20 protein-coding genes and 2 tRNA genes are annotated in these 20,443 nt (G+C 66.8%); 11 read left to right on the top strand and 11 right to left on the bottom strand.

The window, feature by feature from the left end; genetic code table 11:
• Window positions 1–52: 52 nt before the first annotated feature.
• Both MLG87_RS06695 and MLG87_RS06690 read left to right on the top strand, forming a co-directional pair.
• On the top strand, window positions 53–1,000 hold the full coding sequence (locus MLG87_RS06695) for a ribose-phosphate diphosphokinase (protein WP_243286763.1): 948 nt from the start codon (window positions 53–55) through the stop codon (window positions 998–1,000).
• Entirely contained in the window at window positions 1,000–2,163 is a 1,164-nt protein-coding gene (locus tag MLG87_RS06690; protein ID WP_243294409.1) for a class I SAM-dependent methyltransferase, read from the top strand. The genes MLG87_RS06695 and MLG87_RS06690 overlap by 1 nt, the downstream gene beginning before the upstream one ends.
• A gap of 62 nt (window positions 2,164–2,225) precedes the next feature.
• Here the strand turns inward: MLG87_RS06690 and MLG87_RS06685 are convergent, their stop codons facing one another.
• On the bottom strand, window positions 2,226–3,911 hold the full coding sequence (locus tag MLG87_RS06685) for a DUF4382 domain-containing protein (RefSeq protein WP_243294408.1): 1,686 nt from the start codon (window positions 3,909–3,911) through the stop codon (window positions 2,226–2,228).
• A 145-nt stretch (window positions 3,912–4,056) separates the two neighbouring features.
• Here MLG87_RS06685 and MLG87_RS06680 point away from each other — a divergent pair, with 145 nt between their 5' ends.
• Both MLG87_RS06680 and MLG87_RS06675 read left to right on the top strand, forming a co-directional pair.
• The gene (locus tag MLG87_RS06680) at window positions 4,057–4,695 is read left to right on the top strand and encodes a hypothetical protein (protein WP_243294407.1); all 639 of its coding nucleotides are present in this window, start codon (window positions 4,057–4,059) and stop codon (window positions 4,693–4,695) included.
• A gap of 80 nt (window positions 4,696–4,775) precedes the next feature.
• Window positions 4,776–5,834 (top strand): helix-turn-helix transcriptional regulator, encoded by a 1,059-nt coding sequence (locus MLG87_RS06675; protein ID WP_243294406.1) that lies wholly within the window; start codon window positions 4,776–4,778, stop codon window positions 5,832–5,834.
• 3 nt (window positions 5,835–5,837) lie between these two features.
• Here MLG87_RS06675 and MLG87_RS06670 read toward each other — a convergent pair whose 3' ends face one another.
• The 7 genes from MLG87_RS06670 to MLG87_RS06640 all read right to left on the bottom strand — a co-directional run bounded on the left by MLG87_RS06670 (window position 5,838) and on the right by MLG87_RS06640 (window position 12,172).
• A complete protein-coding gene (locus tag MLG87_RS06670; RefSeq protein WP_243294405.1) occupies window positions 5,838–6,428 on the bottom strand; it encodes a hypothetical protein in 591 nt (196 codons plus the stop codon).
• A gap of 77 nt (window positions 6,429–6,505) precedes the next feature.
• Window positions 6,506–7,111 (bottom strand): hypothetical protein, encoded by a 606-nt coding sequence (locus MLG87_RS06665; RefSeq protein WP_243294404.1) that lies wholly within the window; start codon window positions 7,109–7,111, stop codon window positions 6,506–6,508.
• A gap of 1 nt (window position 7,112) precedes the next feature.
• Window positions 7,113–8,303: a M48 family metalloprotease gene (locus MLG87_RS06660; RefSeq protein WP_243294403.1), complete on the bottom strand. Its 1,191-nt coding sequence runs from the start codon at window positions 8,301–8,303 to the stop codon at window positions 7,113–7,115.
• Window positions 8,304–8,306: 3 nt separating this feature from the next.
• Window positions 8,307–8,993, bottom strand: coding sequence for a hypothetical protein (locus MLG87_RS06655; RefSeq protein WP_243294402.1), 687 nt, complete (start codon window positions 8,991–8,993; stop codon window positions 8,307–8,309).
• Between the two features lie 115 nt (window positions 8,994–9,108).
• Window positions 9,109–10,599, bottom strand: a complete 1,491-nt coding sequence (locus tag MLG87_RS06650) for an ammonia-forming cytochrome c nitrite reductase subunit c552 (RefSeq protein ID WP_243294401.1) — start codon at window positions 10,597–10,599, stop codon at window positions 9,109–9,111.
• Window positions 10,600–10,698: 99 nt separating this feature from the next.
• A complete protein-coding gene (nrfH, locus tag MLG87_RS06645; RefSeq protein WP_243286772.1) occupies window positions 10,699–11,196 on the bottom strand; it encodes a cytochrome c nitrite reductase small subunit in 498 nt (165 codons plus the stop codon).
• A gap of 163 nt (window positions 11,197–11,359) precedes the next feature.
• Complete coding sequence (locus MLG87_RS06640) at window positions 11,360–12,172, bottom strand: DUF4097 family beta strand repeat-containing protein (RefSeq protein WP_243294400.1); 813 nt, start codon at window positions 12,170–12,172, stop codon at window positions 11,360–11,362.
• Between the two features lie 106 nt (window positions 12,173–12,278).
• Between MLG87_RS06640 and MLG87_RS06635 the strand changes: the two genes are divergently transcribed.
• Window positions 12,279–12,539: a hypothetical protein gene (locus MLG87_RS06635; protein ID WP_243294399.1), complete on the top strand. Its 261-nt coding sequence runs from the start codon at window positions 12,279–12,281 to the stop codon at window positions 12,537–12,539.
• A 10-nt stretch (window positions 12,540–12,549) separates the two neighbouring features.
• Here the strand turns inward: MLG87_RS06635 and MLG87_RS06630 are convergent, their stop codons facing one another.
• Window positions 12,550–13,014, bottom strand: a complete 465-nt coding sequence (locus tag MLG87_RS06630; protein WP_243294398.1) for a DMT family transporter — start codon at window positions 13,012–13,014, stop codon at window positions 12,550–12,552.
• Between the two features lie 70 nt (window positions 13,015–13,084).
• On the bottom strand, window positions 13,085–14,014 hold the full coding sequence (locus MLG87_RS06625; RefSeq protein WP_243294397.1) for a GGDEF domain-containing protein: 930 nt from the start codon (window positions 14,012–14,014) through the stop codon (window positions 13,085–13,087).
• 104 nt (window positions 14,015–14,118) lie between these two features.
• On the opposite strand from MLG87_RS06625, the gene MLG87_RS06620 reads away from it, so the two are divergent.
• The 6 genes from MLG87_RS06620 to MLG87_RS06595 all read left to right on the top strand — a co-directional run bounded on the left by MLG87_RS06620 (window position 14,119) and on the right by MLG87_RS06595 (window position 19,100).
• A tRNA-Gln gene (locus MLG87_RS06620) sits at window positions 14,119–14,193 on the top strand.
• 17 nt (window positions 14,194–14,210) lie between these two features.
• Window positions 14,211–14,285 (top strand) — tRNA-Glu (locus tag MLG87_RS06615).
• Between the two features lie 288 nt (window positions 14,286–14,573).
• Window positions 14,574–16,934 carry a DNA methyltransferase gene (locus tag MLG87_RS06610; protein ID WP_243294396.1) on the top strand — a complete coding sequence of 787 codons (2,361 nt, stop codon included), beginning with the start codon at window positions 14,574–14,576 and terminating at the stop codon, window positions 16,932–16,934.
• A 226-nt stretch (window positions 16,935–17,160) separates the two neighbouring features.
• Window positions 17,161–17,946: a hypothetical protein gene (locus MLG87_RS06605; RefSeq protein ID WP_243294395.1), complete on the top strand. Its 786-nt coding sequence runs from the start codon at window positions 17,161–17,163 to the stop codon at window positions 17,944–17,946.
• A 5-nt stretch (window positions 17,947–17,951) separates the two neighbouring features.
• Complete coding sequence (locus MLG87_RS06600) at window positions 17,952–18,896, top strand: GAF domain-containing protein (RefSeq protein ID WP_243294394.1); 945 nt, start codon at window positions 17,952–17,954, stop codon at window positions 18,894–18,896.
• 15 nt (window positions 18,897–18,911) lie between these two features.
• Complete coding sequence (locus MLG87_RS06595) at window positions 18,912–19,100, top strand: hypothetical protein (RefSeq protein ID WP_243294393.1); 189 nt, start codon at window positions 18,912–18,914, stop codon at window positions 19,098–19,100.
• A 43-nt stretch (window positions 19,101–19,143) separates the two neighbouring features.
• On the opposite strand, the gene MLG87_RS06590 is transcribed toward MLG87_RS06595, so the two are convergent.
• Entirely contained in the window at window positions 19,144–20,346 is a 1,203-nt protein-coding gene (locus MLG87_RS06590; RefSeq protein ID WP_243294392.1) for a rep family protein, read from the bottom strand.
• Window positions 20,347–20,443: the final 97 nt, after the last annotated feature.

The raw sequence follows: 20,443 nt of genomic DNA, 5'->3' as shown, positions 1-20,443 counted from the left end.
ACGACCTCCACCCGGGCCCTCGGCTACACTTGAGATCGAGATCGGGGGATCCATGTTCGGCGAGATGAAGGTATTTTCCGGGAGCAGCCACCCGGAGCTGGCGAGGGGCATCGCCACACACATGGGGATGCCCCTGGGCAAGCTCAAGATCACCCGGTTCTCCAACGAGAACATCAAGGTGAAGATCGAGGAGAACGTCCGCGAATCGGACGTCTTCGTGATCCAGACCTCCTGCCCGCCCGTCAGCGACAACCTGCTGGAGCTGCTGATCCTCATCGACGCGCTGAAGTTCGCGTCCGCGGCCCGCATCACCGCCGTGCTGCCCTACTTCCCCTACGCCCGCAGCGACAAGAAGGACGAGGCGCGCATCTCCATCACGGCCCGGCTGGTGGCCGACCTGCTGGAGACTGCCGGCGCCGACCGCGTGCTCACCATGACCCTGCACGCGCCGCAGATCCTGGGCTTCTTCCGCAAACCCGCGGACCAGCTGCTGGCCACGCCCACCCTCACGAACTACTTCAAGACCAAGGATCTCGCCAACACCACGGTGGTGGCCACGGACGCCGGGGCTGCCAAGTTCGCGGGCCACTTCGCCAAGCGGCTCTCCGTGCCCATGGCCATCATCGACAAGCGCCGCTTCGACGATTCCGAGAAGGCCCAGAGCGTGGCCCTCATCGGCGACGTGAAGGGCCGGGACGCCATCATCTACGATGACGAGATCGCCACCGGCGGCTCCATCAAGGAGGCGGCCCGCATCCTGCGCGAGTTCGGGGCCCGCACCGTCCGCGTGGGCGTCACCCATGGCGTCCTCTCGGGGAACGCGGTGGAGACCCTCAATTCCGCCAACCTGGACGAGCTGGTGATCACCGACAGCATCCCGGTCCCCCCGGATCGCGCCAAGGCGCTGCCCAACCTGCGGGTGCTCTCCACGGCCGCCCTCTTCGGCGACGCCATCCTCCGCATCCATGGAGGCCGCAGCATCAGCGAAATGATGGACTGATGGCCGTCCGCCTCGGGCCCATCGACGGACCTCCGGGTCTCGACCTGCTTGGGCCCGAGGGACCGGAGATCTCATCGCTCCTGACGCGCCCCTTCCTGGCCCTGCACCGGGCCTCGGGGCTCTACACCGCGCGGACCTGCCTGCACCTGCTCTTCGATCTGGGCTGGGAGGCCCGGCTCCGGCGGGGCACGACCCTCGAATCGCTGTGTGAAGGCCTGCCCGCCCAGGCCCGCAAGCCCCTGGCCTGGATGCTGCCCTTCCTCGCCAGCGAGGGGATGCTCGCCCGAGAGGACGACCGCTACGTCCTGTCCGGCGAGCCCGATCTGGACCTGGCCGGCATCCGCGAGGCCGTGGAAGCCGAGGCGCCGGGACATGCGGCCAACTTCGACCTCCTCGACGGGGTGCGCTCCCACATCCGCCCCTTCTTCACGGACGGGAAGGACGGGGATTCCCTGCTCTTCGGGCTGTCCCTCTTCCCCCTCTGGCTCGCCTACTTCCGCAACGAGAACCTCGTCTACTTCCCCAACAACCTGTTGACGCTCCTGGCCCTCCGGAAGGGGCTTCCGGAAGGCGCCCGGATCCTGGAGCTGGGCGGTGGCGTGGGCTCCTTCGCCCAGCTGGTGGCTGCACGGGGCGCCGCCGAAGGCTGGCTTTCCCGGATGGCGGAGTACCGCTTCACCGATGTGGCGCCCACCTTCATCCACCGGGCCCGGAGGCGCCTTCCGGAGGCGGCCCCCGGACTCCCCCTCTGCTTCCAGACCCTCGACCTGAACCAGCCCCTGGGGGGCCAGGGCATCGAGCCGGAGAGCCTCGACGCCATCGTGGGCATCAATGTCCTTCACGTGGCCCAGGATCTCGAGGCCACCCTGCTCGACCTGCGGAGCCGGCTGAGGCCCGGCGGGCGGCTGGTGATCGGCGAGTGCCTGAAGCCCACCCTCGACACGCCCCTCTACCTGGAGTTCTTCTTCAGCTTCATCCGCAGCTTCACCGAGGTGAAGCTCGACCCGCGCTGGCGGCCCCGGCACGGCTTCCTCACCCCCGAGGCTTGGGACGACTGCCTGCGCCACGCGGGCTTCCGCGACGTCCGCCACATCCCTCCGCCGCGCCCGCTGATGGACCGGCATCCGGCCTTCAACGTCGGGGCGATCTCGGCCGCCGTCTAAGCGTGCAGGTACGAAAAAGCGGCGCCCCTCGCGGAGCGCCGCCCCACCCAGGGAGGGGTGGATCAGAACCCGGTGAACATCACCACGGCGTAGGCGGCATAGGTGCCATCCGGCTTGGGCACCACGGCCACGCGGGCCTGGGTGGCCGTCACGAGCTTGGTGGCCCAGGCCGTCGCATCCACCGGAGTCACCGTGATGGCGCCGCTCTGCTTGGACACCTCCAGCACCAGCGGCTGCGCGCCCACGGTGGTGTTCAGGGTGACGGTGACGGTCTGGGTGGCGGCGGCGGAATCCACGAAGGTGAAGCCCAGCTGACCGCCGTTGTACGAGGTGCTGATGGTGCCCTTCGGCAGGGCCACGGGCATGAAGATGGCGTTGTTGGCATCCCAGGCGCTGGTGCCGGTGTTCCAGACCAGGTCGCTCAGGCCCCGGGGCATCAGGTCGGGGGAGATCGTGCCCATCATGCCCATGCCCATGCCGGAGCAGGCCGAGGAGAAGGCGCTGACGCTGCTGGACGTCATGCCGGGGAAGCCCACGTACCACCAGGCGAAGGCGCTGTCATAGGCGTGGGTCCGGTCGCCGCTGGTGTGCTGGTAGGTGAAGCTGCTGGTGGAGGCGGCACTGATGCGGCCGCCGTCCACGGCGCGCTGGATGTTCACGGACTGCGCGTGCATGGGCGTGGCCAGGGGGTCCTTCACCTGCACCTGGACCTTGAAGCCCGTCCACATGTTGGCGAGGGCCGCGGAACCGGTGCCGAAGGACTGGGCCATGTGGTAGGTGAAGGCGGTGTCGGGATCGATGGCGATGGTCCGGGGCGTGCCGTTGCCCGAGCTGACCACCATGAGGCCGTTGGCCTGGTCCACGCCGTAGACATGGCCCTCGGGCGTCCAGGGTTGCAGGGGGTTGACGCTGTACCACACGCGCACCGCCCAGAGGCTGCCATCCGGCTGCATGCGCAGGGAGACCAGCGCGTACTTCCCGGCGGTCAGGCCCGAGAGGCTGCCGACCGTCTTCGTGTCGGCGTCGAAGAACCAGGCGCCCGTGCCCACATTCACGGTCAGGTCGTTGCCGGCGTCCGTGTGGAGCACGAAGCTCGAGGTGCCCACGGAAGCGATGGTACCCTTGCGATGGCGGAACATCAGCTGCGCCACGCCGGTCATGCCGTTGGCATTGGGACGGTGCCTGACCTGCAGGTTCATCACCCAGGTGCCGTCCGGCAGCTGCACCAGGAAGAGGGGATGGCTCAGGTCGAAATCGAGCTGCACGGCGTTGCTGCCGCTGGCGGTCACCACCAGGTCGGAGCTGAGGTTCACGAGGACGCTGCTGCCCGCCACCTTCACCTGGCTGGAGGGCACCGCCGTGCCATCGGCCTTCACCAGGTTCACGCTGGCGGGATCGATGGTGATGCGCAGGGCATCGTAGGTGCCCGCGGGGATCTGGGCCGAGGCCAGCAGCTCGCCCACGCTGTCCAGGTCCACCAGGTTGATCTTGGCGCTGGCGCCCTGGAAGGCCACCACCTCCTTGGTGTGGTCGGCCTTGTTCAGGAAGGTCACCTGGGTGACCACCACCTCGACGGCGGACCACTGGTCCGACGGGGCGTCGGTGAGGATGACGGCCGCCGTGCCCGTGGGCGTGGCGGAGCCGGCGGAGCTGCTGGAGGAACCGCCACCGCAGGCCAGGCCGAGGGCCAGGGCGGTGAGGCCCAGGGGAAGCGCCAGCAGGGAGCAAGTGCGGAGAACAGGGCGCATGAGAATCTCCATGGGGCGGAGCCGGGCTCCGGGTGAAGGGGGAAGCGGACACCCCTCTGACCCGCCCTTCCGGAAAAGGGTTGATCACAGGTTTCAGGTTGCAATCCGGAGCACCGGTCTTGCCAAACTGGTCCCGGGAGATCGAATGGCCTCCACCCTGCGGGACCTCCTCATCCAGCGCGCGGCCCGCCTCCAGGGTCGCCCGGCCCTGACGGCCCCCGGCTGGGGGACGTTGGCCTATGCCCAGCTGCGCAACCGCGTCGAGGGGGTGGCCCTGGGCCTGCTGGCAGGCTCACCTCCCGCGACGGTGTTCTGCGCCACGGGCACCATCTGGGATTGGGCCGCCGAGCTGGCCGCGGCGGCCTCGGGCCTGGCGTGGGAGCCGGAGGGGCAATCCGTGCCCATGGAGGTCCTGGGCGGCCCCCGCTTCAACACCGAGGCCGGGCGCAGCGCCTACCATGCCCGGGAGCAGGTCGTCACCGAGGGCACCCCCTTCACGACGGGTCTGACCCATGGCGAACTGATGGTCCGCCTGCGGCGCCTGAACGCGCTGCTGGGCTGGGATCACGACACCCGGGTGGATCTGCCTCTGGCCCGCCTGGGCGAGCCTGCCCTCCGCGCGGCCCTCTGGAGCGCCCTCTACGCCGGCGCCCATGCCGTGCTGGCCCCCGCCGCCGCACCGGCCACCGGCCTCCTGGCCCGCTTCCGCCACCACGAAGCCCCATGGGATCCGACACCCTTCAAGGCCTTCTGGGCCCCCATCGGGGCGGCCACGGACCGATAGCCGGTCCCCGGAGCCCGTCGCCGCCTTCCTGCCTTGCTTCTGGACAGTCGCTGGCCAATCATGGTGCCCAGGAGGTCGCCATGGCCCGTCCCGCGTCCCGCAAGGCCCCCGAATCCCCTCGTCCGGACGGGGCCAGCCTCGTGAAGCCGGAGCGTCTCCAGGCGGTGCTGGACGCCATCCGGGACGCCGGGGAGCGCGGCATCACCAAGGCCGCCCTGGTCCGGAAGCTGGGCGGCGTGGCCATGCGCACCGTGGACCGCGCCATCGTGCTGCTGGAGGAGCAGGGCGCGCGCTTCGGCAAGGCCCGCGAAGGCCGGCCCGCCGTCATCCACTTCACCCTGGAGAAGGCCCCGGACTGGGACAGCAAGATCACGCCCCACGCCCGCCTGGCCCTGGAGGTGGCGCTCATGGCCCTGGAGGGCACGGCGACGGAGATGTGGTACGACCAGCTCGAGGGCCTGCGCGCCCTGGCGGACAGCCACCTCAGCAGCCGTGACCGCAGCCTCTTCGACGCCCTCCAGTCCCACGTCTGCGTGCGCGGAGCCGCCGACGACCAGCAGGCTCTCGACACGAAGATGCTCTCCCAGGTGCTGATGGCCCTGGGCCACCCGGAGGGGCCGCGCGAGCTGGAGCTCACCTACGCTGCCGCCTCCACGGGCCGCACCGGCACGCGCACGGTGGTGCCCTTCACCCTCACCCACGACGTGTTCTCCGGCGGCGCCTTCCTGCTGGCCTGGGACCCCGCCAAGCAGGAGCCCAGGCACTTCCGCCTGGCCCGCATCGAGGAGGCCAAGGCGCTTTCCCGGCGCGGCCTCATCCCCGACAAGCGCCCCCTCGAACAGGCCCGGGACCTCCAGATCGGCGGCTGGTTCAGCCCCGGCGCGCCCTTCCAGGTGCAGGTGCGTGTGGGCGGTTCCAACTGGCCCCAGTCCCTGCAGGACGCCCCCCCCGCCCTGCCCCGGGTCGAGGTGCGGAAGGAGAAGGGCGGCACCGTCCTGCTCAGCTTCATGGCGACGGACCTCCACGGTCCCACCCGCTACATCCTCCAGCTGGGCGCCGAGGCGGAAGTGCTCGAGCCGAAGGCGCTGCGGGCGCACCTGGCGACCACCTTGAAGGCCATGGCGACGCGGTACCGGTAGGTTTCAGCCCTGCTTCACGCCTCGTGTATTGCTCTCGATGGCGCAGAGCAGGCCCAGGAGTTCGGAGGCGAGATAGCCGCCCAGGAGGCCCAGGGCGGCGGAAGCCAGGCCGGTGAGCAGCATGGCCAGGCCCGCGGGGAAGGGATCGCCGCCGGCGCCGGGCAGCAGCAGGCGCAACTCGCCCAGGTCGGGCCGGGCCTCGCCTGCGCTGATCCAGATCATGAGGGCGCCGCCCACGCTGGCCACGGCCATCAGGCTGGCGTAGAGCTCCCCGCCCAGCCGCAGCAGCAGCCGCGTGAGGGGGATGATCACCTCTCCGGCGATCTGGGGCATGGCCGCCACGTCCTGGGCCCGCACCCAGCTCAGGTGGGCCACGAGGTAGGTGGCCAGGACCAGGGCGACCTGGAAGATCAGCTGTCCGAAGATGGCCTGGGTGCTCGTCCCGCCGCCCCGCCACAGCTCGATGGACAGCCAGATCCCCGCCACGAGGGCCGCCACCGCCCACAGCCGGAGGAGCCAGGAGAAGACCTGCTTGAAGAAGCTGCCCTCGGAGATGAGGCGCAGCAGGGCGGGAACGATGGACAGCTTCGGCATCGGAGCCTCCGGCGGACGTGGGATCAATGGCTCCAGCCTCCGGAGGTCACCGGCCTCCGTCAAGCGATTCCATCCGGTCAGCCCTTCTCGCGGGGACGCGCCGACTGGGCGATGACCTCGACCTGGGGCAGGTGCTTGGTGAAGTAGTGGATCCGGGGGGCCTCGTACACCATGAGGAAGAGCTCGCCGCGGTGGATGGCGCCGTAGGCCACACCCCGCGTGCGGACCTCGTCGCCCTTCCTCACCCGGCTGAACTCGAACCGGAAGCCGTTCTCATCCGCGAACCGCGCCGGAGCCAGCTTCTCCAGCTTGAAGACGCTGCCGTCCCGGCTGGCGAAGGCCTCGTACATCTCCACCACATCCTGGGCCTGCATGTCCTTCCGGAAGCGGGGGATGGGCTTGTCGGCCGGGCGGTCCTTGACGGCCACGAAGGCCTCCCCCTCGGCGAGCCCTGCATAGAAGTGGAGCTGATCCAGCGGCATGCCCTCGGAGGTCCAGACATCGTGCTTGGGCTGCTGGGTGCCCTCGAGGCGGCTCCAGGCGCCGTCGATGCGGACCGCCAGCCGCTCGCACACCACCATCTCCCCGGGCGTGACGCCCACCCAGGTGGCCGGCTTCGTGCAGCCGGGCAGCAGCACCAACGAGGCGAGGAGCGCGACGAGGAGCACGGGCTTCAGGTTCATCTCAACCCCCTTCCGTCAGGTAGGAACGGATCATCTCGGCGTCCTCGGCATCCGGGCGGGCCGCCAGGTACCGGCCGAAGGCCTCCCGCATCTCGGGCAGCCGTCCGGCCTTGCGGTGGAGGACGCCCAGGGCCCGGTGGACTTCGGGCGGCACGCCCGGCAGGCCCGCGGCCTTCTGGTAGGCGGCCAGCGCGCGCTCGCCGTCCCCGTCCGAGGCCCGCAGGCGGTAGGCCTCGCCCAGGAAGTAGGAGGCCTGGCCGTCCTTGGGATCCGCCGCGGTGAGCCGGTCCAGCAGAGCCAGGCTCTCGCCGAACTTGCGGCGCCGGAGCTCGTCCTCCAGCCAGAGCTGGCGCCAGGGCGCCGTGGCCTGCCGGAGGGCCGGGGCGCGGGGGTCGAGATCCGGTTGGCCGAGGGCCTTGGCCGCGGCCTCCAGCTTGGTCTGGCGCTCCTTCTCCGTGGGATGCGTGGCGAAGAGGAGGCTCCGGGAGGAGGCGTCGCCCGTCCAGTCCTTCTCCGCCTGCAGTTCCGCCAGGAGGTTCGTCCAGACCTTCGAGGCCTCCAGGGGCGGATAGCCCGCGGCGGCCATCAGCTCCAGCCCGATCTGATCGGCCACCCGCTCGTGGTTCCGGCTGTAGGCGAACGCCCCGGCCAAGACGCCCAGGCCCGCCAGCGTGCCGGCCACCGGCACCAGGCCCAGGACATGGGCGAAGGCGGTCCGCGACTTGGCGTCCCGGAGGCGCTCCACCGAATGGCGGGCCATGTAGTGCCCGACCTCATGGCCGATCACTGCGGCCAGCTGGGCCTCGTTTTCCGCCCGGAGGATCAATCCCGTCCAGACCTGCATCATGCCGTTGGGGGCCATGTTCGCGTTGAAGTAGGGGGACCGGACCACGTAGGTGCGCACGTCCGGGCAGTGGGCCTGGGCCAGGCGGCAGGTGATGGCGTGGACATAGGCGGAGAGGGCCCCGTCCCGCACCAGGAAGGAGCTCTGGCGCAGGCGCTCCTCCTCCCGGTCCATGAGGGCCCAGAGGCCGCCCTCATCCGTCTTCGGCGAGGGCCGCGGGATCCGGGGCGGCGGCGTCCAGCCCTGCTCCGCCCTCAGCGCCGACCCCAGCGCCGGCCCCAGCGCCGGGCCCAGGAGGGCCATGGCGCCGCAGCACCCGCAGGTCTCGACGAAGTCGCGGCGGTCCACACCCTACTCCGGGAATTCCTTGAGCAGATGGCCGAGGGTGGCCTTCGCGGGTTCCAGTTCCCGCACATCCCCGGTGACCTTGGCCATCTCGTTGAACCACAGGATGCGGCCCGTCTTCAGATCCACCAGGGAGGCGTAGCCCACCTGGGCGCCCCCGCCCACCCCCACGCCGAGCGCCGCGTAGAGGACCATGGTCGCCACCCGGCCGCCGGTGGCGTAGCTGTCCCGCAGGAAGATGAACAGCGCGTAGTCCGCCGAGGCCTGCTTCCGGATCTCGGCGACCTCCTCGCCCAGGGACCAGTCGAGCTTCCCGGCCTTGCTGGGCAGCTTCCAGCTGCCGAAGTGGTGGAGGTCGATGGCGCGGGCCACGGCGCCGTGCAGGTGGTTGAGCTCCGCCAGGAGCTCTCCGTCCCCGGGCGGCACGGGCACGAAGGTCCCGCCCTGCCCCGCCTTCCGGAGGCGGAGGGCCTCCTTCAGGTTCGCGATGGCCTTGGTGGTCCACTCCGCCCGGGGTTCCAGCACGCCGCCGGCGGTCACGGCGAACAGCTCCACGTCGAGCGGCATCACGGCTACCGTGGCCCCGGCGGGTAGGCCCGTGAAGCCCTCGGCGAGGTGGGACTGGGCGGCGAGCCCGGAACCCAGGCCCAGGCTCAGGATCAGGGCCAGGAAGATCAGGCGGAAACGGACCATGGGTTGCCTCCGGATGCGCGGAGCAGGTCATGTGTGGGATCGGTTCCTTCCATGCTACCTCCAGACGCAAGCGGGGCCGGCTGAGCCGGCCCCGCGGGGTGCTAGGTGGGAATGCCTACTTCCGGGCCGACTTGGAGGTGCCCAGATCGCGGAGGGCCACCTGGCCCTGGCGGCCGAAGTCGATGGCCTCGCCGAGGATGCGGGCGACCTCCTGGGGCGCGTGGAAGCCCATGGAGTTCTCGGCGTTCACGAAGTCGACCCGCCACTGGGCCTTGCGCTGGAACTCGAGGATGGGCTTCAGCTTCGCCTCGTCCACGCCGGCCTTCTTGGCGGCCTCGATGTCACTGATGAGGTTCACCACGGCGTCCTCGGCGCGGTCCATGAGCGCCTTGGTGCGGTCCTGGATGGCCGTCACGCGGGCCTTCAGCTCCTCCTCGGGGAAGCGATGGCAGGTCTGGCAGGAACGCGAGACGTTGAGCAGCGGACTGCGCACCTGGTGGTCGCTGACCTTGAGCGCGCCTTCGCGGACGTAGGGCATGTGGCAGTCGGCGCAGGAGACGCCGGAGCGGGCGTGGATGCCCTGGCTCCACATCTCGAACTCGGGATGCTGGGCCTTGAGGACCTCGGCGCCGGTCTTGCCGTGCTGCCAGTCGAAGAAGCGGTGGCCGTCGGGGAACTTGTAGCTGTCGTAGTACGCCTCGATCTGCTCGACCTTCAGGCCGTTGTTCCAGGGGAAGAAGAGCGTGACCTTCGGGCCGCAGTAGTACTCCACGTGGCACTGGCCGCAGACCATGGAGCGCATCTCCTGGCGGGAGGCGTCGCGGTTCGCGTCATAGGGCGTGGCGCGGTCGCCCTTGCGCCACTTCTCGATGGACGGCAGGTGCGGCACGGGCTCGGGGCTGTTGGCCAGGGCCACGATGCCGCGGATGAAGCCGGGCTTGGTGACGCGCAGGGCCATGTTCTTGGGATCGTGGCAGTCGATGCAGGCCACGGGGTGCTTCACCAGCTTGGTGGCGTCGGCGTAGGGCATCTTGCACACGGCCTCGAAGCCCGCCATGAGCTGGGCCTGGGCGTTGGCGCTGGTGAAGTCCTCATCCAGCGTGCCGGGCGCGCCGGCCTTCAGGCCCTGCTCGCGGAAGGCCACGGTGTTCGAGGCGTGGCAGTGGAGGCAGGAGCCGGGCTGCTTGCGCTCGGTGACGCGCTTGGTGTTGCGCTGGTCATCCAGCATGTAGGCGTGGCCGCGGCGCTGGTTGAAGTCGATGGCGAAGGCGTAGCCGTCGAAGATGGTCACCAGCCGCGGATCCTCCTGGATGCGGCTCTTGGGCAGGGCCTCGCTGCCGGCGCCGCCGTACTTGGTGTTGTACTTCTCGGAGGTCTTCAGGTAGGTCTCGTACTCGCGGGGGAAGTTCTTCCCCCACAGGGCGGGATCGACGACCTTCTCGTCGAGGTCCACGAGCTTGAAGCTGGTCTGCTTCGCCTCGGCCTTGCGGGTGGTGATGCTGGCGTAGAGGGCCATCACGAGCACCGTCGCCACGGCGGCGCCCGCGGCGATGAGGCCCATCCGGACCACGGGCCGGGAGAAGAACGGGGTGGGGTTGTCGGTCATCGGGGGTTCCTCCCGCGTGGCGGACCACGCGCCTTAAGGTGGGATCGGGGGTGAGATCTGGGGTGGGGTCAGGGGTAGGTGGTCAGGTCGGTCGGAAGCTCAGCCCATGGGCCCATGGCCCACTTCCTGGTGGCAGCGCACGCAGCCGTAGAGGTCGGCCTTCTGCGTCGGGTCCGTGGGCACGCCCAGGGTGCCGTGGGCGGTGATCTCGCCCGTCAGCTCGCCGTGGCAGCGGATGCAGTTGTCCTCCAGCACCTTGGCGTTGCCGGGCTTGATGCGGATGGGCTCCGCGAAATTCAGCAGCGTGAAGGCCTTCGAATGGTGGTACCCGTTGCTGGCCTTCACGAAGAACTTGTTCACGACGTTGTCGTGGGGCAGGTGGCAGTCGTTGCACACGGCCACCGCATGGTGCGAACCATGCCGCCAGCTGTCGTACTCCCCGCGCATCACATGGCAGTTCACGCAGACCTGGGGATCGTTCGACAGGTACGAGGTGCCGTGGGCCGCCACGAACGTGTAGGCCCCGGACCCCACGAAGACGCCCGCGAAGACGCTGGCGAGGACGCTCAACAGGAAGAGGCGACGCTTTCCGCTCACGAGGTATCCATCCGATGTCCGAGGGTCCGTCCTCCGACCGGAACAGGATGAGATAAAATTAGGACCTGTCAATCCGATATCAAAATATCTTTTCAGACGATATGGTTGCCTATGCATGGAGAAGAGCCGGCAGAGCCGGCTCTTCTCCATGGGTCGAGAGGTCCTAATCCAGCGTGATCGCCCCGTTCACCGTGCTCAGGTGGATGTCCTGGTCCCCTCCGGGGAAGGTGGCCGTGACCCGCCGCTTGGCCACCTCCACCTGCTCGGCGCCCTTGGCCTTGAAGGTGATGCCGCCGTTCAGCGTGGTGGCGGTGAGGTGCCCCTTCAGGCCCGCGATCTGGAGGTGGATGGTGCCGTTGACGGTCTCGGCCTTGACCCCGCGGCCCAGGCCGTCCAGACCCGTGCCCTTGATGGTGCCGTTCACGGTCTGGATGGTGAGGCCACCCTGCACCCGCTCCAGGGTGACGGCGCCGTTCACCGTGGTCGCCTTGAGGGAATCCCCCAGGTCCGTGGCGCGCACCCCTCCGTTCACGGTGGTTAGGCTGGCGGCGCCCTGGGTTCCGCTGAGGGCCACCTCACCGTTCACGGTCTCCAGGGAAGGGACCACTTTGCGCGGCACCTTGAGGGTCATCAGGCACTGCGGCCCCTGGTAGGAACCCCAGCCATTGTGCTTGGGGTACTCGCCGCGGATTTCCAGACCGTTCTTCCCGGATTCGAGGACCACCTTCACCTGCTCGTCCCGGCTGCTGGGCTTGAACTCACCCGTGAACTGGACCTCGTCGCGGTCCCAGGCCTCCACGTGGATGAATCCGTTGACGTTCTTCACCTTGAGCGTCGAGCCGGCCGCCAGGGGTACCGTGCGGGTCTCCGTGGTCTTCTCAGCCTTGGCGGGCTGGATCACCTGGGTCTGGGCGGCGAGCGGGGCCCAGAGGAGGACGGCGGCCACGGCCGCGGCGAGGGGATGGGTGAGGGACATGGAAGCCTCCTGCGTTGTCAGAGAACGTTGGAGGTGATACGAAGGCCTTCGGAGGCGGTTTAGACTCCTTTCCAGCTCCGTATACTTGGGAGTGCGCGGAGTCCCCATGTCCCAGACCATCGACCGCCCCGAGCTCAGCCCCGCCGAGTGGAAGCTCATCCAGGACCTGCGCTCCCTTCCGGACGCGGCCCTCCGGGAGCGCATGCAGACCTCCATCGGCGAGCTGCTGTTCTTCTTCCGCACCCCCCGCTGCCAGGGCATCGGCATCGAGGGTTTCCCCTGCGGCGATCCGCGTTCCTCCTGCGAGGACTGCCACCAGATCTGGGACACGCTCGACAAGGTGGCCGAGCGGGTCCGCAAGGCCTGAGCGACCGGCGTCAGCGCGCCAGCCAGCGGTCGCCGAAGTTCACGAGGATCGCGCCCGCCAGGATGAACCCGGCCCCGAGAAGGCGGATCCAGGACAGGCCCCGCGCCTGGAGACCGATGAGGCCGAAATGATCGAAGGCCAGCGAGGAGCACACCTGCCCCGCCACGATGAGGGACACCATGGCCGCCAGGCCGATGCGGGGAGCCAGCAGGGTCGTCCCGAACACGAAGAAGGCCCCCAGGAAGCCGCCCAGCCACTGCCACCACGGCACGCGGGAGAGGCCGCCCAGCGCCGCGAAGGGCTGGCCCGTGAGGGCGGAAACCACCAGCAACGCCACGGTGCCCACCGCGAAGGACACCAGGGCCGCCAGCATGGAGCCGCTGTGGAGCGATGCCCTGAGCGCGTTGTTGACGGCCGACTGGAGGGGCACCGCCAGTCCGATGGCGAAGGCCATCACGAGAAAGAGCAGAACCATCCGTGCCTCCGCCTGGAAGGGCCCATGGTAGCCACCTTGGAAGCCCCCGCCGTCCTTTGACCGGAGTTCTTCAGAGGGCGCACACGCGGTTGCGCCCCTCCACCTTGGCCCGGTAGAGGCCGGCGTCCGCCCGGGCCAGCATCTGCCCCGCATCCAGGTCCCCGGGGCCCCGCTCGGCGATGCCGAGGCTGCAGGTGACCAGCAGCCCGCCGCCGGGAAGGGGCACGGGCACTTCCCCCATGGCCTTCCGGAAGCGCTCCGCGAGGGGCCGCGCGCCATTCAGGTCCGTCTCCGGAAGGATCACGAGGAACTCCTCCCCGCCGATCCGGCCGGCCAGGTCCGCCTCGCGCAGCGTGGCCCGCAGCCGCTCCCCGAAGACCTGGAGCACGAAGTCCCCGGCCCCGTGGCCGTGGGTGTCGTTGATCTGCTTGAAGTGGTCCAGGTCGCACATCAGCACCGACAGCGGCCGACCGTAGCGCACGCTGAGGCCGAAGCGGGTCTGGAACTCCGCCAGGGCGCGGGTGCGGTTGGCCAGGCCCGTGAGCGGGTCCTTGGTGCTGAGGTCCAGCAGGGTCTCGTGGAAGGCGCGCTCGAGGGGGTCCATGGCCACCAGCTTCAGCACGTGGCCGCCGATGGCCATGCGATCGCCCGGATGCAGGGCCACGGCCCCCTGGATGCGCGAGCCGTTCAGCAGGGTGCCGTTGGTGGACCCGAGGTCTTCCAGCCACACCTGGCCGCCGATCACGCCGATCCGGGCGTGGTGCCGGCTCACCTCGCCATCCAGGAGCGCCACCTGGACGTCCGGGGCCCGGCCGATGAGGGAAGCCCCGGGCCGCAGGGCGAAGATCCGTCCCAGCGCCGCGCCCGCGTAGGCCACCAGCGCCCATTCCGAAGGGGCCTCGGGGAGGTCGCCCCCGGGCTGGATCCCCGCCAGCGTGGGCATGTCCGCGGTGACGGACGCCTGCACGGGCCGGGACGGGGCAGGCCGTTTGCGCACCATGGGTCCTCCGGGAGATCCCTTCTTTTTTGGAAGACTACATCCCACCTGCCGGAACCACCTCTTGTCTTTTACCCAACACCTGGTACATTGAATCTTCCACTCGTTGGGGAGTGGTCTAATGGTAGGACAACAGATTCTGGTTCTGTCAGGTGAGGGTTCGAGTCCTTCCTCCCCAACCACTCAAAACTTGGTTCCTGGTCCCATCGTCTAGCGGTTAGGACGACGCCCTCTCACGGCGTAAACAGGGGTTCGATTCCCCTTGGGACTACCAGCAAGCCCCCTAGAGAAATCTAGGGGGCTCTTGTTTTTTAGCGACCTCCCTACCCTGCATCTTGGCCTCAGGGGGAAACGAGGGGGAAAAGCCCGGCCCACGAGGGCATGCCGCCGATGGTCGAGGGCGCCACCATGCGCTCGCTTGAGCGCCGCGTCGCGGGGCTTGACGATGCGCCGATGGATGCGTGGTCTCGACGACGGTGTGGCCCCCCTGCCCAGAGCCCCCGTGGCCCATCGCAGGCCCTCCCGCGGCTCCACCTGCCCACTTCCAGGTAAGGTATTCCCCATGTCCCCCGCGCTCGATGCCTTCCTGAAGACCTGGCGAGGGTCCGCCGGCAACGAGCGGGCCAATTTCCAATCCTTCCTGCGCGACTTCTGCGCGGCGCTGGAGCTGCCGATGCCCGAGCCCAAGGGGCCCGGCGCCACTTACTGCTTCGAGAAGGACCTGAAGCTCACCCACCTGGACGGCACCACTTCCACCGGCAGCATCGACCTCTACCGCGAGGGCTGCTTCGTGCTGGAGGCCAAGCAGGGCAGCACCACGGACGCGCCCGGTTCCGCGCCCCGCCGGGGCACCCGCGCCTACGACCGCTACATGGAGGCCGCATTCGGGCAGGCGGTGAACTACGCCCGCAACCTGTCCCGGCGCCCGCCCTTCGTCATCACCTGCGACATCGGCCACGCCATCCATGTGTGGGATGGCTTCGCCGGGGCCTATGGCGGCTACGGCGCCCGGCGCAGCTTCACGCTGGACGACCTGCGCACGCCCCAGGTGCAGGAATACTTCCGCGCCCTCTGGCTCGATCCCCAGAGCCTCGATCCCGCCCGCTCCCGCACGGCCGTCACCCGCGAGGTGGCCTCGGCCCTGGGCGGGCTGGCCCGCAGCCTGGAGGCCCGCTTCCCCGCCGAGGTGGTGTCCCGCTTCCTCATGCGCGTGGTGTTCACCTTCTTCGCCGAGGACGTGGGCCTCCTGCCCGAAAAGCTGTTCCAGAGCGCCCTGGAGGGGGCCTGGAAGGAGCATCCCGAAGCCTTCCCCAAGGGCATGGAGAGCCTGTGGGACGCCATGAACACCGGCGGCTTCTGGGGGCCCCTCAAGGTGCTGCGCTTCAACGGCGGCCTGTTCTCCGAGAGCCTGGCCCTGGACCTGAACGCCGACGAGATCGCCCGGCTGGCCAAGGCCGCCGCCTTCAACTGGGCCGAGGTGGATCCCAGCATCTTCGGCACCCTGTTGGAGAGCGCCCTGGATGCCCGCGAGCGCCACCGCCTGGGCGCCCACTACACGCCCCGCGCTTACGTGGAGCGCCTGCTGCGCCCGGCCCTGGAGGAACCCCTTCGCGCCGATTGGGAGCTGGCCCAAGCCGAGGCCATGGCGCTGCTCGGCGCTGAAGCCACCGACGCCGACAAGGCCAAGGCCCGCGAGGTGCTCCACGACTTCCAGCGCCACCTGGCCCATGTGAAGGTGCTCGATCCGGCCTGCGGCAGCGGCAACTTCCTGGCCACGGCCTATGACGTGTTGAAGCGGCTGGAGGGCGAGGTGCAGCGCCGCCTGGAGGACCTGGGCGAGACGGGCCGCTCCCTGGCCCTGGAGGGCGTGCTGGTGACGCCCGCGCAGTTCGTGGGCCTGGAGGTAAAGCCCTGGGCCCGGGACATCACCGACCTGGTGCTGTGGATCAGCCATCTGCAATGGTTCCACCGCCTGCACCCCGACATGAACCCGCCGGAGCCCGTGCTCCAGGCCTACGGCAACATCCAGTGCCGCGACGCCGTGCTGGCCTCGACCGGCACCCGCGACACGGGCCGCAGCCGCTGGGATGGCCGCACCTTCAAGACCCACCCCGCCACCGGCAAGCCCGTGCCCGACGAGACGGCCCAGACAGCCATTGTCGAATACCTGGACCCGCGCCCAGCCCCCTGGCCTGAGGCCGACTTCATCGTGGGCAACCCGCCCTTCTTGGGGAACAAGCGGGTACGCGAAGCCCTGGGGGACGGCTACGTGGAGGCCCTACGCGCCGCCTACCCCGCCGTGCCCGACAGCGTGGATCTCGTCCTCTATTGGTGGCACAAGGCCGCCGAAGCTGTGCGAGCGGGCCGTGCCCGCCGCTTTGGGCTCATCACCACCAATAGCCTCACCCAGGCCTTCAACCGCCGCGTCATCACCCACGCCACGACCGGGAAGAATCCCCTCAAGCTGCTGTGGGCCATCCCCGATCACCCCTGGACCGACGAGGGTGCCGCCGTCCGCATCGCCATGACCGTGGGCGGCCTGGAGGGCCAACCCTGGCTGGGCCGCGTGGTAGAGGAGCGAAGCGCCGACACGCCTGAGGCAGAAGCCGCTGCCGTGAGGGTGGACGGGGGGAACGTGGAAGCGATCCACGAGGATCTGAGTGCGGGGGGTAAAAGTATCTGGCGCGGTGCCGCTGAAGGCCAATTCCGCCATCGGTGGAAGGGGCATGATTCCTTACGGGGAAGGTTATCTGGTCTCCGAGCAGCAGGCTTCAAACTGGGGATACCCTTCGGTATTGAAAGCCTATTTCAATGGGCGCGATATAACCGACAAGCCGCGCGGCCGCTGGATCATCGACTTTTTCGGATTTTCAGAGGACGAAGCGAAGCGAATAGCTCCTGGCCCCTACCAGCATCTCTTTGAGACGGTTCGAATCCAGCGGCTTAACGCTGGAACCAAGGGGGTAGCCGATAATTGGTGGTACTTCTGGTGCCCCCGGAAAGAGTTGCGGCAGGCCCTTGCAGGCCTTTCCCGTTACATCGCTACGCCCCAGGTGGCAAAACATCGAGTCTTTCAGTTTCTCGATGGGGCTGTTCTTCCTGATGACAAACTCATCGCGATCGGGCTGGAGGATGCTTGGTTTATGGGCGTGCTGGAATCTTGCCCTCACAAGGTTTGGGCATCACCCGGCGCTAATGGCTCGCTTCTGGAAGATCGGCCAGTCTATAACAAGACCACCTGCTTCGACCCCTTCCCCTTCCCGGACGCCACGGATGCCCAGAAGGCCCGCATCCGCGACCTGGCAGAGTGCCTGGACGCCCACCGCAAGGCGGCCCAGGGGCGGGGCGTGACGATCACGGGCATGTACAACCTCCTGGCCAAGCTGCGGGCCGGTGAGGCCTTCACGGCTAAGGAACGCGAGCAGCACGAGGCTGCCCAGACCGAGATCCTCCGCCAGTTCCACGACGAGCTGGACGCCGCCGTGGCCGAGGCTTACGGCTGGCCCGCGGACCTGCCCGAGGCCGAGATCCTGGAGCGCCTGGTGGCCCTGAACCAGGAACGCGCCGCGGAGGAGGCCCGGGGCCTCGTGCGCTGGCTGCGCCCTGAGTACCAGGCCCCCGAGGCCGCGCAGGTTGTAGCGACGGCCCTCCTTCCCGAGGAAACCGATTTTAAGTCCGCGGTGTCGGGGTCAGCTCCCGAGCCCCAGCCCTGGCCCAAGGGCCTCAAAGACCAGCTCGCCGCCCTGCGCGGTGTGCTGCTGGCCTCCGCCCGCCTGTGGGCCCTGGAGGACGTGGCCAAGGCCTTCAAGAGCAAGGGCCGCTACCGCGACAGCATCACCGCCCACCTGGACCTCCTCACCGACCTCGGCATGCTCAGCCGCGTGGACACCCCCGAAGGGCCCCGCTGGCATAGACCGATTGCAATTGGAGTGTAAGGAATATGATCAAATATATTAAAAAAATCGTTTTCGCAATTGGCAAACAAATTGCCAATATTTCACGCGGTTTTTCAGAAGATCACCCTAAAAAAGTCCTAGCATTTGAAGTATTAATCGTTGGAATTCCTGCTGCGGCAATCGGCATAATTAATTCAAATGTTGATCTACCAACTCAGAAGAGCCTAAAATTATTCACACAATTTCATCCATACTGGTATTTTTCTCTGTTTTTAATTCCATCACTGTATCAATTAATCGCTGGAATTATTAATTTAATGATCAAGAAATGGTTTATTATTGGAGAAACAAAGGTTTTGACCAATACCATAGAACTCCATGATCGTTTTTTTAGAGATAAATCCAACCCGCTTACCATTTGCTCGCTAGGGCAGTGTGGCAGAAGGAGCGGCGGTGGTATCTCTGCCAAACATCTTATAAGTTGTGCAATTCAACCTAAAGAAGCCCTGGCGAATTTAATAAAGGAAATTAAATATTCACTGAATGAACTACTTGAAGATGAATCCATTAAAATTGTATTGGCCGTCAGGGATGAAAAGGGTGGAGCAATCAGTTATTTGCAATTTTACCCGAGGGGAGTAGGTTGGACGCCACACAGTGAAATGCTTAAAAATCCACATTTAACTTTCTTTGGCCATGTCGCAAAAGAAAAGAAAATTCTCATAATCGAAAATATTGAAGAAGAATTAAAACTAAAATCGCCTAGATACGTTAAATCTCCTGTCCCTACTCACAATATCGGCTCTATAATCGGAATGCCAATTACAAATCCTGGAGAAGACAAGGTAACATTGATATTAACTATTAAATCTGACAATCCTTATGTCATTTCGGAAGCCAAGCAAGAAGTCCTCAAGGCAATAATGGATCGTTTTGCCCTCTGGATTCTTTATGAATATCACTTAACCTTAATCGAAGAACTCGTGTGATCCGCTGGAGGGGTTATGGCCAAGACAAGCGGTAAGCAGGCGGTGCTCTCAAGGAATAAGCCAGCAAGCGCATCTGGCTCCAAATTTGCACACTCAAAAGATGCTGATGCCAATAATAAAATATCACATTGGTTTTTTAATATGTTTCGAGAAGAAATCCTAGAAGACAAGCAACTTGCGAAAAAGTTGAGAATTAAAAAATAAGATTTATGAAGTATGCCCTCCCCGAGGCATTCAAAGACGCCCCTCAACTCCGGCGCAATTTTAGGGCGGCGCCTCCTAGCGGATCTGCCGTGACTGCTAGGCTCTTGGTCTTTGGGGGGAGCAGAAGCGGTGCCTCAACCGCCCCCTCACGAACAAAGTCGGCCCAGGCCTTGACCGTTTCGGCCATGGCTTCCGGGGAACGGCTTCGATCAACGAGGGCGACCTGACGTGCTCGGCATTCTGAGCGGGGCCACTTCGACCACACCTTTGCCGGGATGGCGAGGATGACTTTATCGGCCTCCTTCGCGTTGGAGGGGTGGCAGGAGGCATTGGACACCTCCGAAGGGCCCCTTCCGGCTTCGCCACCGTCTCGATTGGCTGAGGCCTTCCAGCAACCGCTGGCGCCGAACCAGCGAACCCCCGCTGATTCACGCCATACGGCCTCGTAGGCCATGGCCACCTGGGCGGCCGTCAATCGAAAACGCCCCCCCGCCAAGCCTGGGCGGCTGAGCTGGGCCAGATAACGGCCCCAGGGCGGATTCTTGAATCTGTACCCAATGGCCCTGGGCAGCCCCTCGGAATCAATTGGCGACCACCAGCCCTCCCGATAGCCACAGGACATCCCGGCCCGCAGTGCTGCACGCTCACAGACCTCCGCCACGCGCTCAAAAAACGCGGCGGGGCTCAGGCGTAAGAGGGGATGAATGGACACCAGGAGATGCGCGTGGGGATGGTGTCCATGCTCTCCATAGGTGGACTCCAGCACCCGGAAGCTGCCCTTGACCGCTTTTCTGAACCACGCTCGGCTTTGCAGGACATGCAACATGCCGTTCAACACACCCACCTGGGCCCCCCAACCCGTTTCCTTCTGATGCCGCATGGAGAGGGTCAAGGAAAAGTGCTGAAGGTTCTCAATGCTAGCGATCCGGCCGCCTATCCGCCCCATTTCGCGCAGGCGTTTTGCGAGCAGATAGGGGCCGCAGATGAGGCAGGGCATCCGTCCGCAATAATTCAGGCCTGTCCAATACCGCCACCCATCCGGACGTTCACGGAGCACCACCATCCCGCGCCCAATCGGAATCGTGTTGCACCGGGACACCTCACCGGCGGTTTTCGCGTATCCGTTGGCCTTCAACAGCCCGAGCATGGCGTCCCTGGCTCCCGGCCCAGTCATCCTGTCGCTCACCACCCGGGGCATGAAGGCGTGGGGATGATCCGGCTGCTGCAATTGTTCATTCAATATCAAGGAGGGCTCCTCCCGGCGTTGCTGACGGTGGAAGGCGCCGCCATGACAGGCCTTCGGCTGGGCCTAATGGCCGCGGGGTTCCTACTTCGTCTAGATG

The sequence above is a fragment of the Geothrix mesophila genome (genome assembly GCF_022808835.1).
Lineage (GTDB): Bacteria > Acidobacteriota > Holophagae > Holophagales > Holophagaceae > Geothrix > Geothrix paludis.
This window is presented reverse-complemented; position numbering and strand designations above follow the sequence as displayed.

Coding starts and splice junctions, on each gene's coding strand:
- MLG87_RS06665 (WP_243294404.1), bottom strand. CDS start 7,111: ATGAACCTGAAGCCCGTGCTCCTCGTCGCGCTCCTCGCCTCGTTGGTG.
- MLG87_RS06625 (WP_243294397.1), bottom strand. CDS start 14,014: ATGGTGCGCAAACGGCCTGCCCCGTCCCGGCCCGTGCAGGCGTCCGTC.
- MLG87_RS06630 (WP_243294398.1), bottom strand. CDS start 13,014: ATGGTTCTGCTCTTTCTCGTGATGGCCTTCGCCATCGGACTGGCGGTG.
- MLG87_RS06690 (WP_243294409.1), top strand. CDS start 1,000: ATGGCCGTCCGCCTCGGGCCCATCGACGGACCTCCGGGTCTCGACCTG.
- MLG87_RS06640 (WP_243294400.1), bottom strand. CDS start 12,172: ATGTCCCTCACCCATCCCCTCGCCGCGGCCGTGGCCGCCGTCCTCCTC.
- MLG87_RS06695 (WP_243286763.1), top strand. CDS start 53: ATGTTCGGCGAGATGAAGGTATTTTCCGGGAGCAGCCACCCGGAGCTG.
- MLG87_RS06610 (WP_243294396.1), top strand. CDS start 14,574: ATGTCCCCCGCGCTCGATGCCTTCCTGAAGACCTGGCGAGGGTCCGCC.
- MLG87_RS06685 (WP_243294408.1), bottom strand. CDS start 3,911: ATGCGCCCTGTTCTCCGCACTTGCTCCCTGCTGGCGCTTCCCCTGGGC.
- MLG87_RS06635 (WP_243294399.1), top strand. CDS start 12,279: ATGTCCCAGACCATCGACCGCCCCGAGCTCAGCCCCGCCGAGTGGAAG.
- MLG87_RS06680 (WP_243294407.1), top strand. CDS start 4,057: ATGGCCTCCACCCTGCGGGACCTCCTCATCCAGCGCGCGGCCCGCCTC.
- MLG87_RS06655 (WP_243294402.1), bottom strand. CDS start 8,993: ATGGTCCGTTTCCGCCTGATCTTCCTGGCCCTGATCCTGAGCCTGGGC.
- MLG87_RS06600 (WP_243294394.1), top strand. CDS start 17,952: ATGATCAAATATATTAAAAAAATCGTTTTCGCAATTGGCAAACAAATT.
- MLG87_RS06650 (WP_243294401.1), bottom strand. CDS start 10,599: ATGACCGACAACCCCACCCCGTTCTTCTCCCGGCCCGTGGTCCGGATG.
- MLG87_RS06595 (WP_243294393.1), top strand. CDS start 18,912: ATGGCCAAGACAAGCGGTAAGCAGGCGGTGCTCTCAAGGAATAAGCCA.
- MLG87_RS06670 (WP_243294405.1), bottom strand. CDS start 6,428: ATGCCGAAGCTGTCCATCGTTCCCGCCCTGCTGCGCCTCATCTCCGAG.
- MLG87_RS06675 (WP_243294406.1), top strand. CDS start 4,776: ATGGCCCGTCCCGCGTCCCGCAAGGCCCCCGAATCCCCTCGTCCGGAC.